A 17,489-nucleotide genomic window follows, 5' to 3' on the forward strand; every position below is an offset into this window, starting at 1 on the left:
ACGCGTACTTCCTCACCAGGCCCGCTCTCGCGGCCCCCGCTCGGAGGCGTTCATTTCGTCGTTGTGGTCTTAATTCTTCCAGCCGTTCAAGTCTCTGTCAAATTGACCCGACTTGCTCGACCTGCGGGAATTAATCCCTGCCCCCTTTCGGAGACAACCCCTCTAACTTACCAGCCCTTCGACCGATCTGCGAATCGATCTCCGAAGCGGCGCGCCACAGGGGATTGCCGACAAAAGAGGCACAACACACCAAAGTCACCGGAGTGAAGGAGGAGGGTTGCGCCGCACCGCGTCGGCTCCTAAAGATTAGCAGCGCCTCTCGACAGCTCGGGACGGTTCGCTCGCTTCTCCGGCAACAGAACGATCACGACCGAACATAGACTCCCCACGTGAGCAGCAACACGCCGCCAGTGGCGAAGAAGGTCCCCACGAAGCGCACCCATCACGGCGACACCGTCATCGACGAGTACGCATGGCTGAGCAACAAGGAAGATCCAGACACGACCGCTTATCTGGAGGCGGAGAACGACTTTCTCAAGCAGCAGACCGCCCATCTGTCCGACCTCCAGGAGCAGGTGTTCCAGGAGATCAAGGGCCGCACGCAGGAGACCGACCTGTCCGTGCCCAGCCGTAAGGGCCGGTGGTGGTACTTCGCCCGTACCGAGGAGGGCAAGCAGTACGCCGTCTCCTGCCGGGTCCCCGCCGACAGCGACGCTCCCCCGGTGATCACCCCGGGCATCAGGCTGGACCGCGAGCAGGTGATCCTCGACGGCAACGAGCTCGCCGGCGACAGCCCCTTCTTCTCGGTCGGCGCCAGCTCCGTCACTCCTGACGGCACGATGCTGGCGTTCTCGACCGACTACAAGGGTGACGAGCGCTTCACGCTGAGGTTCAAGAACCTCGAGACCGGCGAGCTGCTCCCCGACGAGATCACCGACATCTTCTACGGCGGCGCCTGGTCGGCCGACGGCTCGGCGTTCTTCTACACGCGCGTGGACGACGCCTGGCGCCCGTACCAGGTCTACCGGCACACCCTGGGCACCCAGGAGGACGTGCTGGTCTACGAGGAGAGCGACGAGCGGTACTGGGTGGGCATCGGGCTGACCCGCAGCGAGAAGTACCTCGTACTCGCCGCCGGCAGCAAGATCACCAGTGAGGTGCGCATCCTCGACGCCGCCGACCCCGCCGGCGAGTTCCAGGTCGTGCGGCCCAGGAAGACCGGCGTCGAGTACGGCATCGAGCACGCGGGCGACTTCTTCTACGTCCTCCACAACGAGAACGCCGAGAACTTCGAGCTGGCCACCGCTCCCCTCGACGACCCCGGCACGTGGACCCCGCTGATCGCCCACCGCGAGGACACCCGGCTCCTGGAGATCGACGCGTTCTCCGACCATGCCGTGGTGCACTTCCGCCGCGAGGGCCTGACCGGCCTGCGCGTGCTCCCGTACAGCGGCGCGGGTGACACCTGGCACGAGCGGGTGGAGGCGTCCGAGCGGAACGCGTACGAGATCGACTTCCCCGAGCCCCTGTACGACGTCGGCCCCGCCGGCAACCCCGAGTTCACGACCACGCGGCTGCGGCTGGCGTACACGAGCATGGTCACCCCGCCCAGCGTGTACGACTACGAGCTCGACTCCCACGAGCTGATCCTGCTCAAGCAGCGCCCGGTGCTCGGCGGCTACGACCGGGCCGACTACGAGCAGTTCCGCGACTGGGCCACGGCCGAGGACGGCACGAAGATCCCCGTGTCCATCGTCAAGCGCAAGGACGCGGCCAGGCCCGCCCCGACCGTGCTGTACGGGTACGGCAGCTACGAGACCTCCATCGACCCCGGCTTCTCGGTCCCGCGGCTGTCGCTGCTCGACCGGGGGTTCGTCTTCGCGGTCGCGCACGTGCGCGGCGGCGGTGAGATGGGCCGCCGCTGGTACGAGGACGGCAAGCTGACCAGGAAGCGCAACACGTTCACCGACTTCGTGGCCGTGGCCAGGCACCTGAAGGAGTCGGGCTGGAGCGACCGGGTCATCGCCAGGGGCGGCTCCGCGGGTGGCCTGCTGATGGGCGCGGTGGCGAACCTGGCGCCGGAGGTGTTCGCGGGCGTGGTGGCCGAGGTGCCGTTCGTGGACGCGTTGAACACCATCCTCGACCCGTCGCTGCCGCTGACCGTGATCGAGTGGGACGAGTGGGGCGACCCGCTGCACAACGCCGATGTGTACGCGTACATGAAGGGGTACTCGCCGTACGAGAACGTGGACGGCAGGCCGTACCCGCCGATCCTGGCGATCACCAGCCTCAACGACACGCGCGTGCTCTACCACGAGCCGGCGAAGTGGATCGCGAAGCTGCGCGCGACCGCGAAGGGCGGGCCGTTCCTGCTGAAGACGGAGATGGGCGCGGGGCACGGCGGCCGCAGCGGGCGTTACGACGCGTGGCGCGAGGAGGCCTTCGCGCTGTCGTGGATCATCGAGAGGGGCACGTCATGACCTACCAGGCCGACGAGCGGCGCTACGAGCGTCAGCCGTACAACCGCAGCGGGCGCAGCGGGCTGAAGCTGCCGGCGGTCTCGCTGGGCCTGTGGCACAACTTCGGCGACAACCGGCCGATCGAGAACTCCCGGGCGATCCTGCGCCGCGCCTTCGACCTCGGGGTGACCCACTTCGACCTGGCCAACAACTACGGCGTGCCGTACGGCTCGGCGGAGCTGAACTTCGGCCGGATCCTGCGCGAGGACTTCGCCGCCTACCGCGACGAGCTGGTCATCTCCACCAAGGCCGGGTACGACATGTGGCCGGGCCCGTACGGCGAGTGGGGGTCGCGCAAGTACGTGCTGGCCAGCCTCGACCAGTCGCTGCGGCGCATGGGGCTGGAGTACGTGGACATCTTCTACAGCCACCGCCCCGACCCGGAGACGCCGCTGGAGGAGACGATGGGCGCGCTGGACCGGGCGGTGCGCTCGGGCAAGGCGCTGTACGCGGGCATCTCCAACTACTCGCCGGAGCAGACCGCCCAGGCCGCGCGGATCATGCGCGAGCTGGGCACGCCGCTGCTCATCCACCAGCCCTCCTACTCGATGATCAACCGCTGGATCGAGGACGGGCTGCTGGACACGCTGGAGGAGGCGGGGATGGGCTGCATCGTGTTCTCGCCGCTGGCGCAGGGGCTGCTGACGGACCGCTACCTGGAGGGCGTGCCGGACGACTCGCGGGCCGCCACCAGCCGGTTCCTGAGCAGCGACCGGATCGATCGGGACCTGGCGCGCGACCTCGACGAGATCGCAAGGACGCGCGGGCAGACGCTGGCTCAGATGGCGCTGTCGTGGGCGATGCGGGACCCGAGGGTGACGAGCGTGCTGATCGGCGCCAGCAGCGTCAAGCAGCTGGAGGACAACGTGGCGTGCGTGGACGGCCCGGCCTTCACGGAGGACGAGCTGCAGGCCATCGACAAGATCACAGAGCGTCGTTCCGCTGGAGGTAGGTGAAGGCCGCCCAGCCGGGCAGTACCGGCAGCCAGAACGTGAGCAGCCGGTACAGCAGCACCGCCGAGGTGGCCAGCTCGGGTCGCACGCCCGCGACCGTCAGGCCGCCCACGAGCGCGACTTCGACCGCGCCCAGACCACCGGGTGTGGGTGCGGCGGAGCCGATCGCGTTGGCCGTGAGGAAGACGACCGCGACGGCGGTGAAGCTGAGCGTGCCGCCGAACGCGGCCACGCACGCGTCGAGGCAGACGATGAACGCGAGGGTGATCGAGAGGGTGCCGAAGCAGGCCTCGATCATCTTGCGCGGCGACTGGAGCACGTCGAGCAGGCGCGGCAGCACGTTCGAGAAGAGCTTGCGCAGCCGTGAGGTGACCAGCCGGCGCAGCGGCGGCACGCCGAGCACGGCGACGACCAGCACCGCCACCCCGAGCAGCACGAGGACGAGGGTGCGTGACGGGGTGAACGAGGTGGGGGTGGTCGAGCCGGTGATGTAGGCGAACAGCGCCAGCAGCAGGATGTGGAAGACCAGCATGATGAGCTGGGAGGCGCCGACGCTGGCGACCGCGCTGGCCGGGTGGATCCCGCGTTTTTGCAGGTAGCGGGTGTTGATCGCGACGCCGCCCACGGCGGCGGGCGCGACGAGCTTGACGAACGAGCCCGCGAACTGCGCCAGCACCGTCCGCCAGAGCGGCAGGTGCTCGGGCACGAAGCCGCGCAGCATGAACGCGGCGGCCACGTAGCTGGCGAACGAGGCCACCAGCGCCAGCCCCGACCAGGCCCAGTTGGCCGTGGTGATGACGTGGTAGACGTCCACCTGGCTGAGCTGGTAGAGCACGATGTACGCGGCGAGCGTGCTGGCGATGATGGTGATCAGGGTGCGGGGGCGGAAGCGTTCGAGGCGTACCTCTTCGACCTTGTTCTGCGGCTTGAGCGCGACGATGTGCTCGCGGATGCCGGGCAGCACGTTCTTGGCCTTGGCCAGCGCGGCGCGGGTCTCCCTGGTGAGGGCGATCTGCTGGAGCAGCGGCATGGCGGCGGCCAGCGCGTCGGGGCCCATGACGTTGGCGGCGGCGCGGACCGAGCGCTCGGGGCCGACGCGCAGCGACAGGTAGGTGAGGAGCTGGGCGACGTCGAGCCGCAGGAGCAGGTCTCCGGCGGCGACCTCGCCGCTGCGCGCGTCGGTGAGCACGACGCGGCCGTCGCGGTCGAGGTGGATGCTGTCGCCGGTGAGCCGCCGGTGCGCCAGGCGCTGGATCTGCAGCAGCTCGACCTGCTCCCAGATCTGGGCGAGCAGCTCGTCGTCGATCTCGGCGTCGGGCACCTCGTCGAGGGGCCGGGTCTCGATGTGCTCGTAGGCCAGCAGCGCGGCCTCGGTGCCGATCTCGCTGGTGCCGAGCAGGCGCGGGGTGCTGGCGCCCGCCGCCTGGGCCGCGTACGCCATGAGGGCCTCGCGTTCGAGCTCGGCGCGCAGCGACCTGATGGCGCGCCGCCTGGTCTCGGAGTTGAGCCTGATGCGCCGCCACAGCCGGTACGGCAGGCCGGCCACCTGCCGGTCGCGGTCGAGCACGGTGACGTCGAGGCTGGAGCCGTCCTTGAGGCCGATGGCGTAGCGGCGGCTGCCCTGGTGGTCGTCCTCGACGCGGCGGGCGGAGACGGGCACGAACGACAGCTTGCGCAGGGCGGCGACCACGGCGTTGCCCGGGGGGCGGGTGTTGGGGCTGCCGACGCCGTACAGGGTGGCGTAGCCGATGGCCATGCCGACCAGGACGGTGACGATGGCGCTGGGGATGGTGATCTGGCGGCCGGAGAAGAGGGCCAGGATGTAGAGCGCGATGGTGGTCCACATCAGCATCCGCCAGGTGGGGCGGCGGGAGATGCGGACGGCGGTGGAGTAGGCGATGACCGAGGTGAGCAGCGTGTTGAGCGGCTCGATGGTGCGGTCGCCGGTGAGCAGCACGCGCAGGTCGTCGATGTTGCCGCCGACGAGCCACTGGCCGAGCAGGAACGACCCGGCCATGCCGACGATGGCGGCGATGAGCCCTTCCGCGACGCGCAGCCCGTCGCGGTGGAAGACGCGCTCGACCGCGAAGGCCGTGGGCACGATGAGCACGGCCGCGCCACCGAGGAAGGTGGCGATCCTGCTCAGCAGCGGCACGAGCTCGGCGCCCTCCTTGACGTCGGCCTCGAGCCCGATGAGGGTCTGCTTGGCTACCAGGGCGAGCAGGATGACCGCGCCGAGCACGATGAGCGTGGCGAAGAAGCGCAGCAGGTCGGAGGGGCGGCGCAGGCGCTGGGGCAGCAGCGGCTCCACGACGTAGACGTCGTTCTCCGCGCGCGACTCGGCCACGGCCGGCTCCCCTTCCGCGAGGCCCTCCGTGTCATCTCGTTCCCTGATATCGGCCACCGACAGCGATTCCGCACCTTCCCGTGCCGGACCATACGATCTCTGACTTCCAGTGTGCTCAATCGTCCCCGCAGTGTCGCACGGGGCAGGCTACACGCTGCACTTCCCACTGTTCACCTCTGAATTCCTGGTAGCGGGTGGACGTAGGCTGTGTCCCATGTCGGGTGAATTGAGGGTTTTGGGGGCATGTCCGCTGGACTGCCCGGATACCTGCTCCTGGGTGGTGACCGTCGAGAACGGCAGGGCCGTCAAGATGCGCGGCAACCCCGACCAGCCCTACACCCGGGGCGCGCTCTGCGTGAAGGTCAACCGTTACCTGGAGCACACCCAGGCCCGGGACCGCATCCTGTACCCGCTGCGCCGCACCGGGCCGAAGGGCTCCGGCCAGTTCGAGCGGATCACCTGGGACGAGGCGCTCGACGAGATCTCCGTACGGCTGCGCGGCATCGTCGAGGAGCACGGCGGCGAGGCCATCTGGCCGTACCTGGGCACCGGCACCCTCGGCTACCTGCAAGGCTGCGAGGGCGTGGCGGGCCGGCGCTTCTGGAACCTGCTGGGCGCCTCCAGGCACTGGCTCAACATCTGCTCCGCGGCGGGCAACGCCGGGCTGCGGCGCACGCTCGGCACCGCGGCCGGCATGGACCCGGAGAACTTCGCGCTGTCCAAGCTGATCCTGCTCTGGGGCACCAACACCCTGACCAGCGGCCACCACCTGTGGAAGTTCATCCAGGACGCCCGCGCGGACGGCGCGTACGTCGTCGCCATCGACCCCGTCCGCACCAGGACGGCCGACCAGGCCGACGAGCACCTGGCGATCAGGCCGGGCACGGACGGGGCGCTCGCGCTGGGGCTGCTCAACGTCGTGCTGGCCGAGAACGCCCAGGACCAGGAGTTCCTGGCCGAGCACACCGAGGGCTGGGACGACTTCCGCGAGGAGATCCTGCGCCACCCGGTGGAACGAGTGGCCGAGATCACCGGGATCCCGGCCGAGGCCGTCCACAGGCTGGGGATGCGGCTGGCGCACACCCGCCCGACCGCGCTGCGCGCCACGCACGGCCTGCAGCGGCACGCGGGCGGCGGCGCCGCCCTGCGCGTGATCGCCGCCATCCCCGGCGTCACCGGCGACTGGCGCCACCCCGGCGGCGGCCTCGCCTTCTCCACCAGCGACCACGTCCACCTGAACGTGGACCGCCGCGACGACCTGCTCGCGGCGCCGGTGCGCACGCTGACCATGACCAAGGCGGCCTCGCAGCTCGAATCGGTCAAGTGCTTCTGGGTGTACGCGGCCAACCCCGTCGGCTCCTCCCCCGACTCCAACGCCATCAGGCGGCAGCTCCTGCGCGAGGACCTGTTCACGGTGGTCATGGAGCACTTCCCGACCGACACCGTGGACTACGCCGACATCGTGCTGCCCGCGACCATGCAGACCGAGCACCACGACCTGCACGCCGGCTACGGGCACCTGTACCTGCTGTGGAACGAGCAGGCCGTGGAGCCGCCCGGCGAGTGCCTGTCCACGACGGAGACGTTCCGGCGGCTGGCCGCGCACATGGGGATGACCGAGCCGTCGCTGTACGACTCGGACCTGGAGCTGGCCGAGCAGCTGCTGACGAGCGGGCATCCGTCGCTGGAGGGCGTCACGCTGGACAGGCTGCGCAAGGAGGGCTGGGTGCGGATGAACTACCCGCGCCCCTTCACGCCGTTCGCCGAGGGCTTCCCGACGCCTTCCGGGCGGCTGCGCTTCCCGCCGGCGGGCCAGGCGTACGTGCCGTCGTACACGGCTTCCTCCGCCGGGAGTTCGCCGTACCCGCTGACGCTCGTCACGCCCGCCTCGCACACGTTCCTCAACACGACGTTCGGCAACAACCCCGAGCTGCTGCGGCGCGCCAAGGAGCCGACGGTCCTGGTCAACCCGGCCGACGCGGCGGCGCGCGGGCTGGAGGACGGCCGCCGGGTACGCGTGCACAACGACGGCGGCGAGTTCCTGGCGAACGTGGAGATCAGCGACCGGGTGGCGGCCGGGGTGGTGGCCACGCCGAAGGGCCGCTGGCCCAAGCTCAGCCCCGGCGGCGCCAACCCGAACGCCGTCGTGGCCGAGCGGGACGCCGACATGGGCAGGGGGCCCGGCTTCCACGACAACTTCGTGGAGATCAGTTCAGTTTGAGCTTGTAGCCGACGTGGGAGGCGGTGAAGCCGAGGCCGTCGTAGAAGCGGTGCGCGTCCGTACGCGACCTGTCGGAGGTGAGCTGCACCATCGCGCACCCGCGCGCCCGCGCCCTGTCGATCGCCCAGGCGATCATCTTGCGGCCCAGGCCCTGGCCGCGGGTGGAGGCGGCGACCCTGACGGCCTCGATCTGACACCGCTCGGCGCCCAGCCGTGACAGCCCCGCCAGGTACGTGAGCTGCATCGTGCCCACGACCTTGCCGTCGCGCTCGGCCACGATCAGCTCGTCGTAGGGGTCGGCGTCGATCCGGTCGAACGCCGCCAGGTAACGCTCGTCGTTCGGATCCCCTTCCCTCTCGGCGCCGAGCGGGTCGTCGGCCAGCATCGCCACGATGGCCGGCACGTCCTGCCTGCGCGCCTGCCTGAAGAGCAGGGAGAGCACGTAGTGGGACTCCATCAGGGCCGGGTTGGACGGCAGCGCCATCACCTTGCCGCTGGGCGTGAAGCCCTTACGGGCGTAGAGCGCGCGGGCGGCGTGGTTCCGGTCCACCGCCCACAGGCCGATCTCCTCGGCTCCCGTGGTCCTGGCCCACTCGACGGCCGCGTCCACCAGCCTGGAGCCGACGCCGTCCTTCCTGGCCTCGGGCGCCACCCACATGGACAGCAGGTGGGCCGCGCCTTCCTCCAGGCGCACGCACACCAGCCCCAGGTCCGCGCCGTCGCGCGTGGCGACCCACCAGCGCGCGTCCTGGTCCGCCAGCCGCTCCGCCCACTTCTGCGGCGGGAACTCGATCTCACGGGCGTAGGAGGAGCCGAACGCGTCCGGCGCGTCCTGCAACGCGCGCAGCCGCACCTCCCGCAGCCGCTCGCCTTCGCCCGGACCGAGGTGCACCATCTCTATATCCCGCATGCCCGAATCATGTCAGTTTCCCAGGGACAGCTCAGGGTCAGACCCCGATGCCCCCAGGGGAGGACAAAAGGCAGCATGAAGACATGAGCAACGAAATCAGTCGACGCGATGAGGTATCGCTGTCCGGCGCCGCGCTGCGCGGCGCCCCTTGGAAGACCGCTGCCATCAGCGGCGCCGTCGCGGCCGCCGTCACCTACGGCGTGGGCTGGCTCACCGGCGGCGCCGGCCTGGTCTGGTCGCTGGGCCTGGGCATCAGCCTGTTCGCGCTGGTCGCCGCGATCGGCGCGGTGTCCAAGCCGGAGGAGGGCGACCGGGTGACCCGCCAGGCGCGGATCTGGTCGCTCAAGCACCCGTTCAAGTTCGCGCTGCTGCCGGCCGGCATCGTGGCCGTGCTGAACTACCCGGTGCAGCTCGTCCTCGACGGCGAAGGGGTGTTCGGCTCGGCCTTCGACGCGCTGTGGCGCGGCGCGCTCGTCTACCTGATCGCCGGCGTGCTGACGCTCACGATGCAGGGACGAGCGCGGTCCGGCCGGTGACCCTACTGGGCCTCCCGCTCCGCAGTACTCCTGCACACGCAGAACTCGTTGCCCTCGGGGTCGCGCATGGTGACCCAGCCGGAGCCGTCGGGCTTGCGCAGATCGTCGTAGATGGTCGCGCCGAGCCCGACGAGCCGCTCGACCTCCTCGTCACGGGTCCTGCCCTCGGTGCCGTTGACGTCGAGGTGCACCCGGTTCTTGACGGTCTTGCCCTCGGGGACCCGGATGAACAGCAGGAACGGGTCCTGGTGGGTGCGGAGCATGACCTCGTCGTCGCCTGGTTTGTCTCCTTCGCCCAGGGGCAATCCGGTGGCCTCGCTCCACCAGCTCGCGATGGCGTACGGGTCGGCGGCGTCGATGGTGACGGCATGAATCTCGATCATGAATCACACAATAGACACCGCCAAAGCCGTTAAGCCAGTGTCTTGAGCCCGATGACCCCGGCCAGGATCAGGGCGATGGAGACGAGCCGCGCCGGCGACACCTCGTCACCCATGGCGATCATGCCGAGCAGCGCGGTGCCGGCCGCGCCGACGCCGGTCCAGACGGCGTACGCGGTGCCGACCTCCAGCGTCTTGAGCGCGTACGAGAGCAGGCCGAAGCTGAGCACGGCGGTGACCAGGAACGACAGCGTCCATCCCAGGTGCGAGAAGCCGTTGCTGAGCTTGAGCGACAGGGCCATGGTGACCTCGAAGAGGCCGGCCAGAACAAGGACGATCCACGCCACGAGAAGCACTCCCTGAGAGACGAGACTGACTTGGAGTGCGTCGTCTTGGCGTACCGGGTACGGCGCGTCTCGTCCGGGAGCTCAACCGCTCATGAGGGTGAACGCGCAGGACAGGCCGGTCATTCCCACCAGATCGTGACCCAGCGGTCGCGCGGCACCGGCCACATGCCGAACTCGGCCGCCGTCCGCGCCACCTCCTCCGCCCGCGAGGGGTCGAGACACACCCTGCGCACCGCGCTGGCGGCCAGCTCCTCCAGCGACGTGAATCGTTCCAGCGGGGCTTCCCTCTCCTCCACCCGCACGTTGAAGCCGAGCGCCGCCGCCAGCGCCACGCAGTCCTCCGCGATGGGCCGCACCGGCCGGTCGACGCCGTGGAAGTGCTGCCACAGGGGCGCCATCCAGCTCATCGGGTGGCGGTGCGGCAGCTCCAGGACCACCCGCCCCTGCGTGCGGGCGTCCAGCGCGAGCAGGAAGTCGGCCAGGTCGGGCACGTTGTAGACGACGTGCGCCGCCACGGCCGCGTCGGCCACCGGCACCTGGTCGCAGACGTCGGGCCAGCGGCCCTCGACCGTCGTGACCGGCACGCCCAGCTTCTCCGCCCTGGCCGTCAGCCCTTCCAGCATGGAGGCGGAGGTGTCGACCGCGTAGAGGTGGCCGATGCGGGCGTGCAGCGGCAGGGAGGCCGCGCCGGGACCCGAGCCGACGTCGAGCAGCGTGCCCTTCTCCGGCAGCGCCTCGGACAGGCGGGTCATGGTCGGGCCGTCGTCGGGCTCGGCCAGCGCCCTGTCGGTACGGGTGCCGAACCTCTCGGGCGAATGACTCCACGGATCCGCGGGGGCCTTGGCCAGGATCTCGTCCGGAATCGCCCACGACTCCAGGCGCTCCCGCCACCGGGCGGCGAGTTCTGCGGCGTCCATGGAGACGAGCATGCCACGCATATGACGGGTTACCCGCGGGTAGCATTTCAGAGTAAGGTTACTCACCAGTAGAAATGCCTCGGTTCAAGGAGATCGACGCCCATGGGCCACTACCAGAGCAACGTGCGTGACCTGGAATTCAACCTCTTCGAGGTCTTCGGGAGAGGCGAGATCCTCGGCACCGGGCCCTTCTCGGAAGTGGACGAGGACGTCGCGCGCAGCGTGCTCGACGAGATGAACCGGCTCGCCACCGGAGTGCTCGCCGACTCCTTCGAGGAGGGCGACAGGAACCCGCCCGTGTTCGACGCGGCCACCTCGACCGTCAAGGTGCCCGAAGGCTTCAAGAAGTCGTACAAGGCGCTGGTCGACGGCGGCTGGGCGCACCTCGACCTGCCCGCCGACCTGGGCGGCCCCGGCATCCCGCGCACCCTCGCCTGGGCCACCGCCGAGATGGTGCTGGGCGCGAACCCCGCCCTCTACATGTACGCGGCCGGCCCCAACTTCGCCTACACCCTGTGGAAGCTGGGCACGCCGGAGCAGAAGCGCTTCGCCGAGCTGGCCATCGAGCACAACTGGGGCGCCACCATGGTGCTCACCGAGCCCGACGCGGGCTCCGACGTGGGCGCCGGGCGCACGAAGGCGGTCCGCCAGCCCGACGGGACCTGGCACATCGAGGGCGTCAAGCGCTTCATCACCAGCGCCGAGCACGACATGTCCGACAACATCTTCCACCTCGTGCTGGCCCGCCCCGAGGGCCACGGCCCCGGCACCAAGGGCCTGTCGATGTTCCTGGTGCCGAAGTTCCACGTGGACCTGGAGACCGGCGAGCTCGGCGAGCGCAACGGCGTCTACGTCACCAACGTCGAGAAGAAGATGGGCCTGAAGGTCTCCACGACCTGCGAGCTGACCTTCGGCGACAAGCACCCCGCGATCGGCTGGCTGGTCGGCGAGGTGCACGAGGGCATCAAGCAGATGTTCATGGTGATCGAGCACGCCCGCATGATGGTCGGCACCAAGGCCATCGCCACGCTCTCCACCGGCTACCTGAACGCCCTCGAGTACGCCAAGGCCCGCGTCCAGGGCGCCGACCTGGCGAAGATGGCCGACAAGGCCTCGCCCCGGGTGACCATCACCCACCACCCCGACGTGCGGCGCGAGCTCATGCTGCAGAAGGCGTACGCCGAGGGCATGCGGGCGCTGGTGCTCTACACGGCCACGTTCCAGGACACCCTGCTCATCGACCCGGACGACCGGCACGCCGCCGCCATGAACGACCTGCTGCTGCCCATCGTCAAGGGCGTCGGCTCCGAGCGGTCGTACGAGCTGCTCTCCCGCTCCCTGCAGACCCTCGGCGGCTCCGGCTACCTGCAGGAGTACCCGATCGAGCAGTACATCCGCGACGCGAAGATCGACTCCCTGTACGAGGGCACCACCGCCATCCAGGGCCAGGACCTGTTCTTCAGGAAGATCCTGCGCAACCAGGGCGCCGCGATCGGCGCGCTGCTGGCCGAGATCAACGAGTTCGCCGGGTCCGAGGCCGGCAACGGGCGGCTCAAGGAGGAGCGCAAGCTGCTCGCCGAGGCCGCGGCCGAGGTCAAGGCCATGGGCGACACCATGGCGGGCTGGGCGCTCGGCTCGCTGGAGGCGCCCGAGGAGGTCTACAAGGTCGGGCTGAACACCACCAGGCTCCTGCTCGCGCTCGGCGACCTGATCATCGGCTGGCTGCTGCTGCGCCAGGCCGAGGTGGCGCTGGCCAGGCTGGCCGAGGGTGAGGACCCGTTCTACCAGGGCAAGGTGGGGGCCGCCTCGTTCTTCGCCAAGACCGTGCTGCCCCGGCTGGCCGCCGAGCGGCGCGTGCTCGCCGCCACCGACCTGGAGCTGATGGAGCTGCCCGAAGAGGCCTTCTGAGCCACACCTCGCCGCCACCCGCGGCAGTCACACCGGCAGGGCGCCCGACCGCGTGCGGGCGCCCTGCCGTTCTGTGCGCGTCCCTCGGCGTCAGCCGCTCGGCCGTCTTGTGCGGCGCCCTGTCCTGAGCCGCTCGGCCGTCTTGTGTACGTTCCTTGGCATGAGCTCCTCCGCGCATGATCATCCCCTGCCGCCGCCGCGCGTCGAAGAGGTGTCCGACGGCGTCTACGCCTACCTGCAGCCGGACGGGAGCTGGTGGATCAACAACACCGGGTTCCTGGCAGGGCGGCGCGGCGTCGTCGTCATCGACGCCTGCTCGACCGAGCGCCGCACGCGCGCCTTCCGCGAGGCCATCGGCAAGGTCACCGGCCGGCCGATCACCACGCTGGTCAACACCCACCACCACGGTGACCACACCTTCGGCAACTGGCTGTTCCCCGAGGCCACGATCGTCGGGCACGAGGGCGTGCGCGAGCAGATCATCGCCGACGGCGTGCCCGCCTACCGCGCCGCCTGGTCGCCCGAGGTGGAGTGGGGCAAGATGGAGCCGACCCCGCCGTTCCTCACCTTCACCGACCGGATCACCCTGCACTCCGACGAGCTGCGCTGCGAGGTACGGCACGTCGGGCACGCCGCCCACACCACCAACGACTCCTACGTGTGGATCCCGGAGCGGCGGCTGCTGTTCGCCGGCGACCTGGTCTTCAACGGCGGCACCCCGTTCGTGCTGATGGGCTCGGTGGCCGGGGCGCTGCAGGCCATCGGGCAGTTGCGGGAGCTCGGCGCGCGGACCGTCGTGCCCGGGCACGGCGAGGTGTGCGGGCCCGAGGCGTACGAGCCGGTCGAGGGTTACCTGCGCTTCGTCCAGGAGACCGCCAGGCGGGGCAAGGAGGCGGGCCTGACGCCGCTGGAGGCCGCCAGGGAGACCGACCTCGGCGAGTGGGCGGGGCTGCTCGACGCGGAGCGCATCGTGGGCAACCTGCACCGCGCCTACGCCGAGCTCGACGGGCAGCCCCTGGGCGCGCCGATCGACCTGGTCGCGCCCGTACTCGACATGATCACCTACAACGGCGGCCGGCCCCTGTCGTGCTTGGCGTGAGATGCGACGGGTGTGATCCGCGATAGCCGGGTATGACCGAGGCTGTACTCGCCGTTTGCCTGGAGGTCGTCATGGGTGTCGGGGTAAGCATCTTCTTCCTCACGCTTGGCGCCATCCTGAGGTTCGCGATCGACCCTGACGTGTTCGGGCAGAGCGTCCGCATGGACGTCATCGGCCTCATCTTCATGATCGTCGGCGGCGTGGGCGTGGTGCTGAGCATCGTGCTGGCCCCTCGCCGGGGCCAGACCTCCGACAACAGGCTGATGCACCGCGAGAACAACCCGCCTGATCTCTGAGCGGCCGGGCGTCCAGGCTTCAGCCGTGCTGAACCGAACGTTCAGAGAGGTCGACGGTGAGCGGATCGAGGGCCTGTCGCGGCCCGTGTTCATCTGCAACGGCGGCCACTACTTCCTGACCGAACTGGTCGTGTACGCCGACGGCGCGATCGACGTCTGGGGCCTGACCGACCTGGAGGGGCTGCGCCGGCACCTGGAGACGGGGTGGGTCGCCACGTCGATACCGCGCGGGGCGCAGGCCTCGGCCGACCACCTGGCGTCGTGGCGGATGGCCAGGACGACGATGCACATGACGGCCGAGGGCCTCCTGGGGGAGGTGGCCGACGCCATCGATGAGCTCAACGGCCGCCCCGACTCCTCCGAACGGTGCTGGATGGCGATCGAACGCTACATGGAGACCAGGTCCGAGGACGACCTGCGCGCGCTGCGGGAGGCCTACCTGGCCGTCCCGGAGCTCGAACGGCAGTACGTCCTGGGCGACATGGGCAGCAAGGACCTTCCGCTCGTGGACCTGATGGCGGAGCCGCGCGAAGCGGTGCCGCAGGGGCCCGGCGATCCCTCGGCCGTGACCGAGGAGGACCGGGAGGAGGCGATCGCCTACTTCGAGGAGGTGCTGAGCCATCGGAGCGAGCCACGACCACCCGGGCGGGCCGATGACCCTGAGCCGGTCGAAGCGGGCGCGATCACCCTCTACGAGGTCGTCCGTGCCCAGGGGCGGCCGGAGGATCCCGGCGTGGCGGCGCTGCGCAACGAGTACCCGGCGGAGATCGAGGTGGGGGGCGTGCGGTACCCGACGGTCGTCCACGCCTACTGGGCGCTGTCCACCGCCGATCCGGCGGCACGGGAGCGGATCGCCGCGGCCGCGCGGCCGTACGACGCGGAGAGGCTCGCCAGGGAGACGGCCCGCGTCGAGAAGTGGGCGAACGTGCGGGCCGCCGTCATGGCGCGGCTGCTGCGCGCCAAGTTCGCCCAGCATCCGCGGCTCGCGGAGATCCTGCTCGGTACGGGCACCGCGCGCCTCCACTACAGCGGGGCGGCCCCGGACTACTGGACGACCGCGGGGAGCCGGGGCCGCAACTGGATGGGCCGCCTCCTGGAGCTGGTCAGATCCGAGCTCCAGGCCGATCAGGCCACGGAAGGCCGATCAGCGACGGGCTAGAGGCTGAGCTGTACGGCGGCGCGGGTCGCGAGGATCGGCTTGATGTAGTCGGCGATCACCTTCTGGTGGTCAGGGTGGTCGCGGTAGGTCAGGTAGTCGTCCACGTCGTCGAAGTCCGCCACCACGGCGTACTCGTGGTTGCCCTGGTTGAGGCCCGCGTCCGCGCCGACCGTGTAGGAGCGCAGCTGCGGGATGAGGCCGGGGAGTTTGCGCAGCTCGGCCGTGACGGCGGCCTTCTGCTCGGCGGTCGCGGTCTCGGTCCAGGTGAACAGCACGATGTGGCGAATCATATTCGCCACCTTATCGAGGTATCTGATGAGGCCCTGGTCGCTCTGACCCCAGTGGGTGCGGGCGTCCCCCGCCGTACGGCGATCGCCGGGAGAGGGGTCCTCCCGGCGGTCGCCGTACTCCATCGGGCCTAGCCCCAGGCGAGCATGCGGAGGGGGTCCTCCAGCATCGCGCCGACGTCCGCGAGGAAGAGCGAGCCCAGCTCGCCGTCGATGATGCGGTGGTCGAAGGAGAGCGACAGGGTCGTCACCTTGCGCACCGCCAGCTCGCCGTCCACGACCCACGGCATGTCCCTGATCTGGCCCACGGCGAGGATGGCGGCCTCACCGGGGTTGAGTATCGGCGTGCCGGTGTCCACCCCGAAGACGCCGACGTTGGAGATGGTGATGGTGCCGCCGGACATCTCCGCCGGTTGGGTGCGTCCCGCTCTGGCCGTCTCCGTGAGCTGGGCCAGGGCGGTGGCCAGGGCGGGGAGTGACAGGTCCTGGGCGTCCTTGATGTTGGGGACCATGAGGCCGCGCGGGGTGGCGGCGGCGATCCCGAGGTTCACGTAGTGCTTGATCACGATCTCCCCGGCCTGCTCGTCCCACGCCGAGTTGATCAGGGGGTGGCGTTTGACCGCCGTCAGGACCGCCTTGGTCACCAGGAGCAGCGGAGAGACCTTGACCTGCGCGAAGTCGGCCATGGTGCGCAGGCGCCGCACCGCCTCCATGGTGCCCGTCATGTCCACCTGGAGGAACTCGGTGACGTGCGGGGCGGTGAAGGCGCTGGTGACCATGGCCTGGGCGGTCGCCTTGCGTACGCCCTTGACGGGGATGCGCTCCTCGCGGAGGGCCGGGGCCGCCGCGGGCGCCGGTTCCTCGGCCGGGGCCTGGGCCGCCGCGTGCACGTCGTCGCGGGTGATCGAGCCCTGCGGGCCCGTGCCCGTCAGGGACGCCAGGTCCACGCCCAGGTCCTTGGCCAGCTTGCGGACCGGGGGCTTGGCCAGGACGGCCACCCGGCTGGGCGTCGCAGGCGTGGCGCCGGGCTCCGGCGTACCAGGGGCCGCCGGGGACGGGGCCGTGGAGGGCGGGCCGTCCACCTCCACGCGGGACGGGTTGGCCACCGGGTTGGCGGCGATGCCCGGGGACTGCTGCTTGCGGGGGCGGCGCTTGGTGGCGCCGGTCTTGACGCCGTAGCCGACCAGGACCGCCTGGCGTTCCTCCTTGGGGGCCGGGCTGCCGTGGGCGCCGGGTTCCACCGCGCCCTCCGCCGGCGGCTTCGGGACCATGTCGTCGGCCAGGGCGGCGAGGTCGCCCGAGGCCTGGGCCGGTGTCGCGGCTCCGGAAGGCACCCCCGCGCCGGTGGCGCCGGCAGGCGCGCCGCCCTCCTCGGCGGTGTCGACGGCGATGATGGGGACGCCGACGTCGATCGTGTCGCCCTCCTCGGCCATCAGGCCGGCCACCACCCCGTCCCACGGGATGGGCAGCTCGACGATCGACTTGGCCGTCTCGATCTCCACCACGATCTGGTTGACCTTGACCGCGTCACCCGCCTTGACGTGCCAGCGGACGATCTCGGCCTCCGTCAGCCCCTCACCGACGTCAGGAAGCTTGAACTCGCGTCGCAT

Annotated in this window: 15 protein-coding genes, 1 pseudogene and 1 riboswitch; of the genes and pseudogenes, 8 read left to right on the forward strand and 8 right to left on the reverse strand. The window is 70.3% G+C overall.

All coding sequences use genetic code 11. The annotated features are described in order from the left end of the window. Nucleotides 1–389: 389 nt before the first annotated feature. Nucleotides 390–2,480: a S9 family peptidase gene (locus ACBJ32_RS34315; protein ID WP_375130298.1), complete on the forward strand. Its 2,091-nt coding sequence runs from the start codon at nt 390–392 to the stop codon at nt 2,478–2,480. Beyond that, nucleotides 2,477–3,475, forward strand: a complete 999-nt coding sequence (gene mgrA, locus ACBJ32_RS34320) for an L-glyceraldehyde 3-phosphate reductase (protein ID WP_357892857.1) — start codon at nt 2,477–2,479, stop codon at nt 3,473–3,475. The genes ACBJ32_RS34315 and mgrA overlap by 4 nt, the downstream gene beginning before the upstream one ends. Here the strand turns inward: mgrA and ACBJ32_RS34325 are convergent. Then, nucleotides 3,444–5,819, reverse strand: a complete 2,376-nt coding sequence (locus ACBJ32_RS34325) for a YbhN family protein (protein ID WP_375130299.1) — start codon at nt 5,817–5,819, stop codon at nt 3,444–3,446. The two genes, mgrA and ACBJ32_RS34325, sit on opposite strands and share 32 nt — an antisense overlap. 214 nt (nt 5,820–6,033) lie before the next feature. On the opposite strand from ACBJ32_RS34325, the gene ACBJ32_RS34330 reads away from it, so the two are divergent. After that, nucleotides 6,034–8,040 carry a molybdopterin-dependent oxidoreductase gene (locus ACBJ32_RS34330; protein WP_375130300.1) on the forward strand — a complete coding sequence of 669 codons (2,007 nt, stop codon included), beginning with the start codon at nt 6,034–6,036 and terminating at the stop codon, nt 8,038–8,040. On the opposite strand, the gene ACBJ32_RS34335 is transcribed toward ACBJ32_RS34330, so the two are convergent. Together ACBJ32_RS34335 and ACBJ32_RS34340 are read right to left on the reverse strand one after the other, a co-directional pair. Then, nucleotides 8,027–8,497, reverse strand: coding sequence for a GNAT family N-acetyltransferase (locus tag ACBJ32_RS34335; protein ID WP_375130628.1), 471 nt, complete (start codon nt 8,495–8,497; stop codon nt 8,027–8,029). The two genes, ACBJ32_RS34330 and ACBJ32_RS34335, sit on opposite strands and share 14 nt — an antisense overlap. A gap of 42 nt (nt 8,498–8,539) precedes the next feature. Next, a pseudogene (locus ACBJ32_RS34340) lies at nt 8,540–8,950 on the reverse strand (GNAT family N-acetyltransferase); the annotation flags it as partial. 83 nt (nt 8,951–9,033) lie between these two features. On the opposite strand from ACBJ32_RS34340, the gene ACBJ32_RS34345 reads away from it, so the two are divergent. Next, nucleotides 9,034–9,486, forward strand: a complete 453-nt coding sequence (locus tag ACBJ32_RS34345; RefSeq protein WP_357892742.1) for a hypothetical protein — start codon at nt 9,034–9,036, stop codon at nt 9,484–9,486. Nucleotides 9,487–9,488: 2 nt separating this feature from the next. On the opposite strand, the gene ACBJ32_RS34350 is transcribed toward ACBJ32_RS34345, so the two are convergent. From ACBJ32_RS34350 to ACBJ32_RS34360, 3 genes are all read right to left on the reverse strand, one after another. Then, on the reverse strand, nt 9,489–9,869 hold the full coding sequence (locus ACBJ32_RS34350) for a VOC family protein (RefSeq protein ID WP_375130301.1): 381 nt from the start codon (nt 9,867–9,869) through the stop codon (nt 9,489–9,491). 29 nt (nt 9,870–9,898) lie between these two features. Then, complete coding sequence (locus tag ACBJ32_RS34355; protein ID WP_375130302.1) at nt 9,899–10,213, reverse strand: DMT family transporter; 315 nt, start codon at nt 10,211–10,213, stop codon at nt 9,899–9,901. A gap of 34 nt (nt 10,214–10,247) precedes the next feature. Continuing rightward, nucleotides 10,248–10,314, reverse strand: a riboswitch (guanidine-III (ykkC-III) riboswitch). An 18-nt stretch (nt 10,315–10,332) separates the two neighbouring features. Beyond that, nucleotides 10,333–11,130 (reverse strand): class I SAM-dependent methyltransferase, encoded by a 798-nt coding sequence (locus ACBJ32_RS34360; RefSeq protein ID WP_375130303.1) that lies wholly within the window; start codon nt 11,128–11,130, stop codon nt 10,333–10,335. 102 nt (nt 11,131–11,232) lie between these two features. Between ACBJ32_RS34360 and ACBJ32_RS34365 the strand changes: the two genes are divergently transcribed. From ACBJ32_RS34365 to ACBJ32_RS34380, 4 genes are all read left to right on the forward strand, one after another. After that, a complete protein-coding gene (locus tag ACBJ32_RS34365; RefSeq protein WP_375130304.1) occupies nt 11,233–13,038 on the forward strand; it encodes an acyl-CoA dehydrogenase in 1,806 nt (601 codons plus the stop codon). A gap of 160 nt (nt 13,039–13,198) precedes the next feature. Beyond that, nucleotides 13,199–14,137 carry an MBL fold metallo-hydrolase gene (locus ACBJ32_RS34370; RefSeq protein ID WP_375130305.1) on the forward strand — a complete coding sequence of 313 codons (939 nt, stop codon included), beginning with the start codon at nt 13,199–13,201 and terminating at the stop codon, nt 14,135–14,137. Nucleotides 14,138–14,208: 71 nt separating this feature from the next. Continuing rightward, nucleotides 14,209–14,433 carry a hypothetical protein gene (locus ACBJ32_RS34375; protein ID WP_357892754.1) on the forward strand — a complete coding sequence of 75 codons (225 nt, stop codon included), beginning with the start codon at nt 14,209–14,211 and terminating at the stop codon, nt 14,431–14,433. A gap of 25 nt (nt 14,434–14,458) precedes the next feature. Beyond that, a complete protein-coding gene (locus tag ACBJ32_RS34380) occupies nt 14,459–15,592 on the forward strand; it encodes an NADAR family protein (RefSeq protein WP_375130306.1) in 1,134 nt (377 codons plus the stop codon). On the opposite strand, the gene ACBJ32_RS34385 is transcribed toward ACBJ32_RS34380, so the two are convergent. Then, a complete protein-coding gene (locus tag ACBJ32_RS34385) occupies nt 15,589–15,882 on the reverse strand; it encodes a Dabb family protein (protein WP_375130307.1) in 294 nt (97 codons plus the stop codon). The two genes, ACBJ32_RS34380 and ACBJ32_RS34385, sit on opposite strands and share 4 nt — an antisense overlap. A 128-nt stretch (nt 15,883–16,010) precedes the next feature. After that, complete coding sequence (locus ACBJ32_RS34390) at nt 16,011–17,489, reverse strand: 2-oxo acid dehydrogenase subunit E2 (protein WP_375130308.1); 1,479 nt, start codon at nt 17,487–17,489, stop codon at nt 16,011–16,013.

It is taken from the genome of Nonomuraea sp. GTA35, assembly GCF_041950525.1.
GTDB lineage: Bacteria > Actinomycetota > Actinomycetes > Streptosporangiales > Streptosporangiaceae > Nonomuraea.

What these genes read in the sequence shown, in the direction of transcription:
- mgrA (WP_357892857.1), top strand. Translation starts at nt 2,477, where the DNA reads ATGACCTACCAGGCCGACGAGCGGCGCTACGAGCGTCAGCCGTACAAC.
- ACBJ32_RS34330 (WP_375130300.1), top strand. Translation starts at nt 6,034, where the DNA reads ATGTCGGGTGAATTGAGGGTTTTGGGGGCATGTCCGCTGGACTGCCCG.
- ACBJ32_RS34335 (WP_375130628.1), bottom strand. Translation starts at nt 8,497, where the DNA reads ATGGAGTCCCACTACGTGCTCTCCCTGCTCTTCAGGCAGGCGCGCAGG.
- ACBJ32_RS34345 (WP_357892742.1), top strand. Translation starts at nt 9,034, where the DNA reads ATGAGCAACGAAATCAGTCGACGCGATGAGGTATCGCTGTCCGGCGCC.
- ACBJ32_RS34350 (WP_375130301.1), bottom strand. Translation starts at nt 9,869, where the DNA reads ATGATCGAGATTCATGCCGTCACCATCGACGCCGCCGACCCGTACGCC.
- ACBJ32_RS34360 (WP_375130303.1), bottom strand. Translation starts at nt 11,130, where the DNA reads ATGGACGCCGCAGAACTCGCCGCCCGGTGGCGGGAGCGCCTGGAGTCG.
- ACBJ32_RS34365 (WP_375130304.1), top strand. Translation starts at nt 11,233, where the DNA reads ATGGGCCACTACCAGAGCAACGTGCGTGACCTGGAATTCAACCTCTTC.
- ACBJ32_RS34370 (WP_375130305.1), top strand. Translation starts at nt 13,199, where the DNA reads ATGAGCTCCTCCGCGCATGATCATCCCCTGCCGCCGCCGCGCGTCGAA.
- ACBJ32_RS34375 (WP_357892754.1), top strand. Translation starts at nt 14,209, where the DNA reads ATGGGTGTCGGGGTAAGCATCTTCTTCCTCACGCTTGGCGCCATCCTG.
- ACBJ32_RS34385 (WP_375130307.1), bottom strand. Translation starts at nt 15,882, where the DNA reads ATGATTCGCCACATCGTGCTGTTCACCTGGACCGAGACCGCGACCGCC.
- ACBJ32_RS34390 (WP_375130308.1), bottom strand. Translation starts at nt 17,489, where the DNA reads ATGCGACGCGAGTTCAAGCTTCCTGACGTCGGTGAGGGGCTGACGGAG.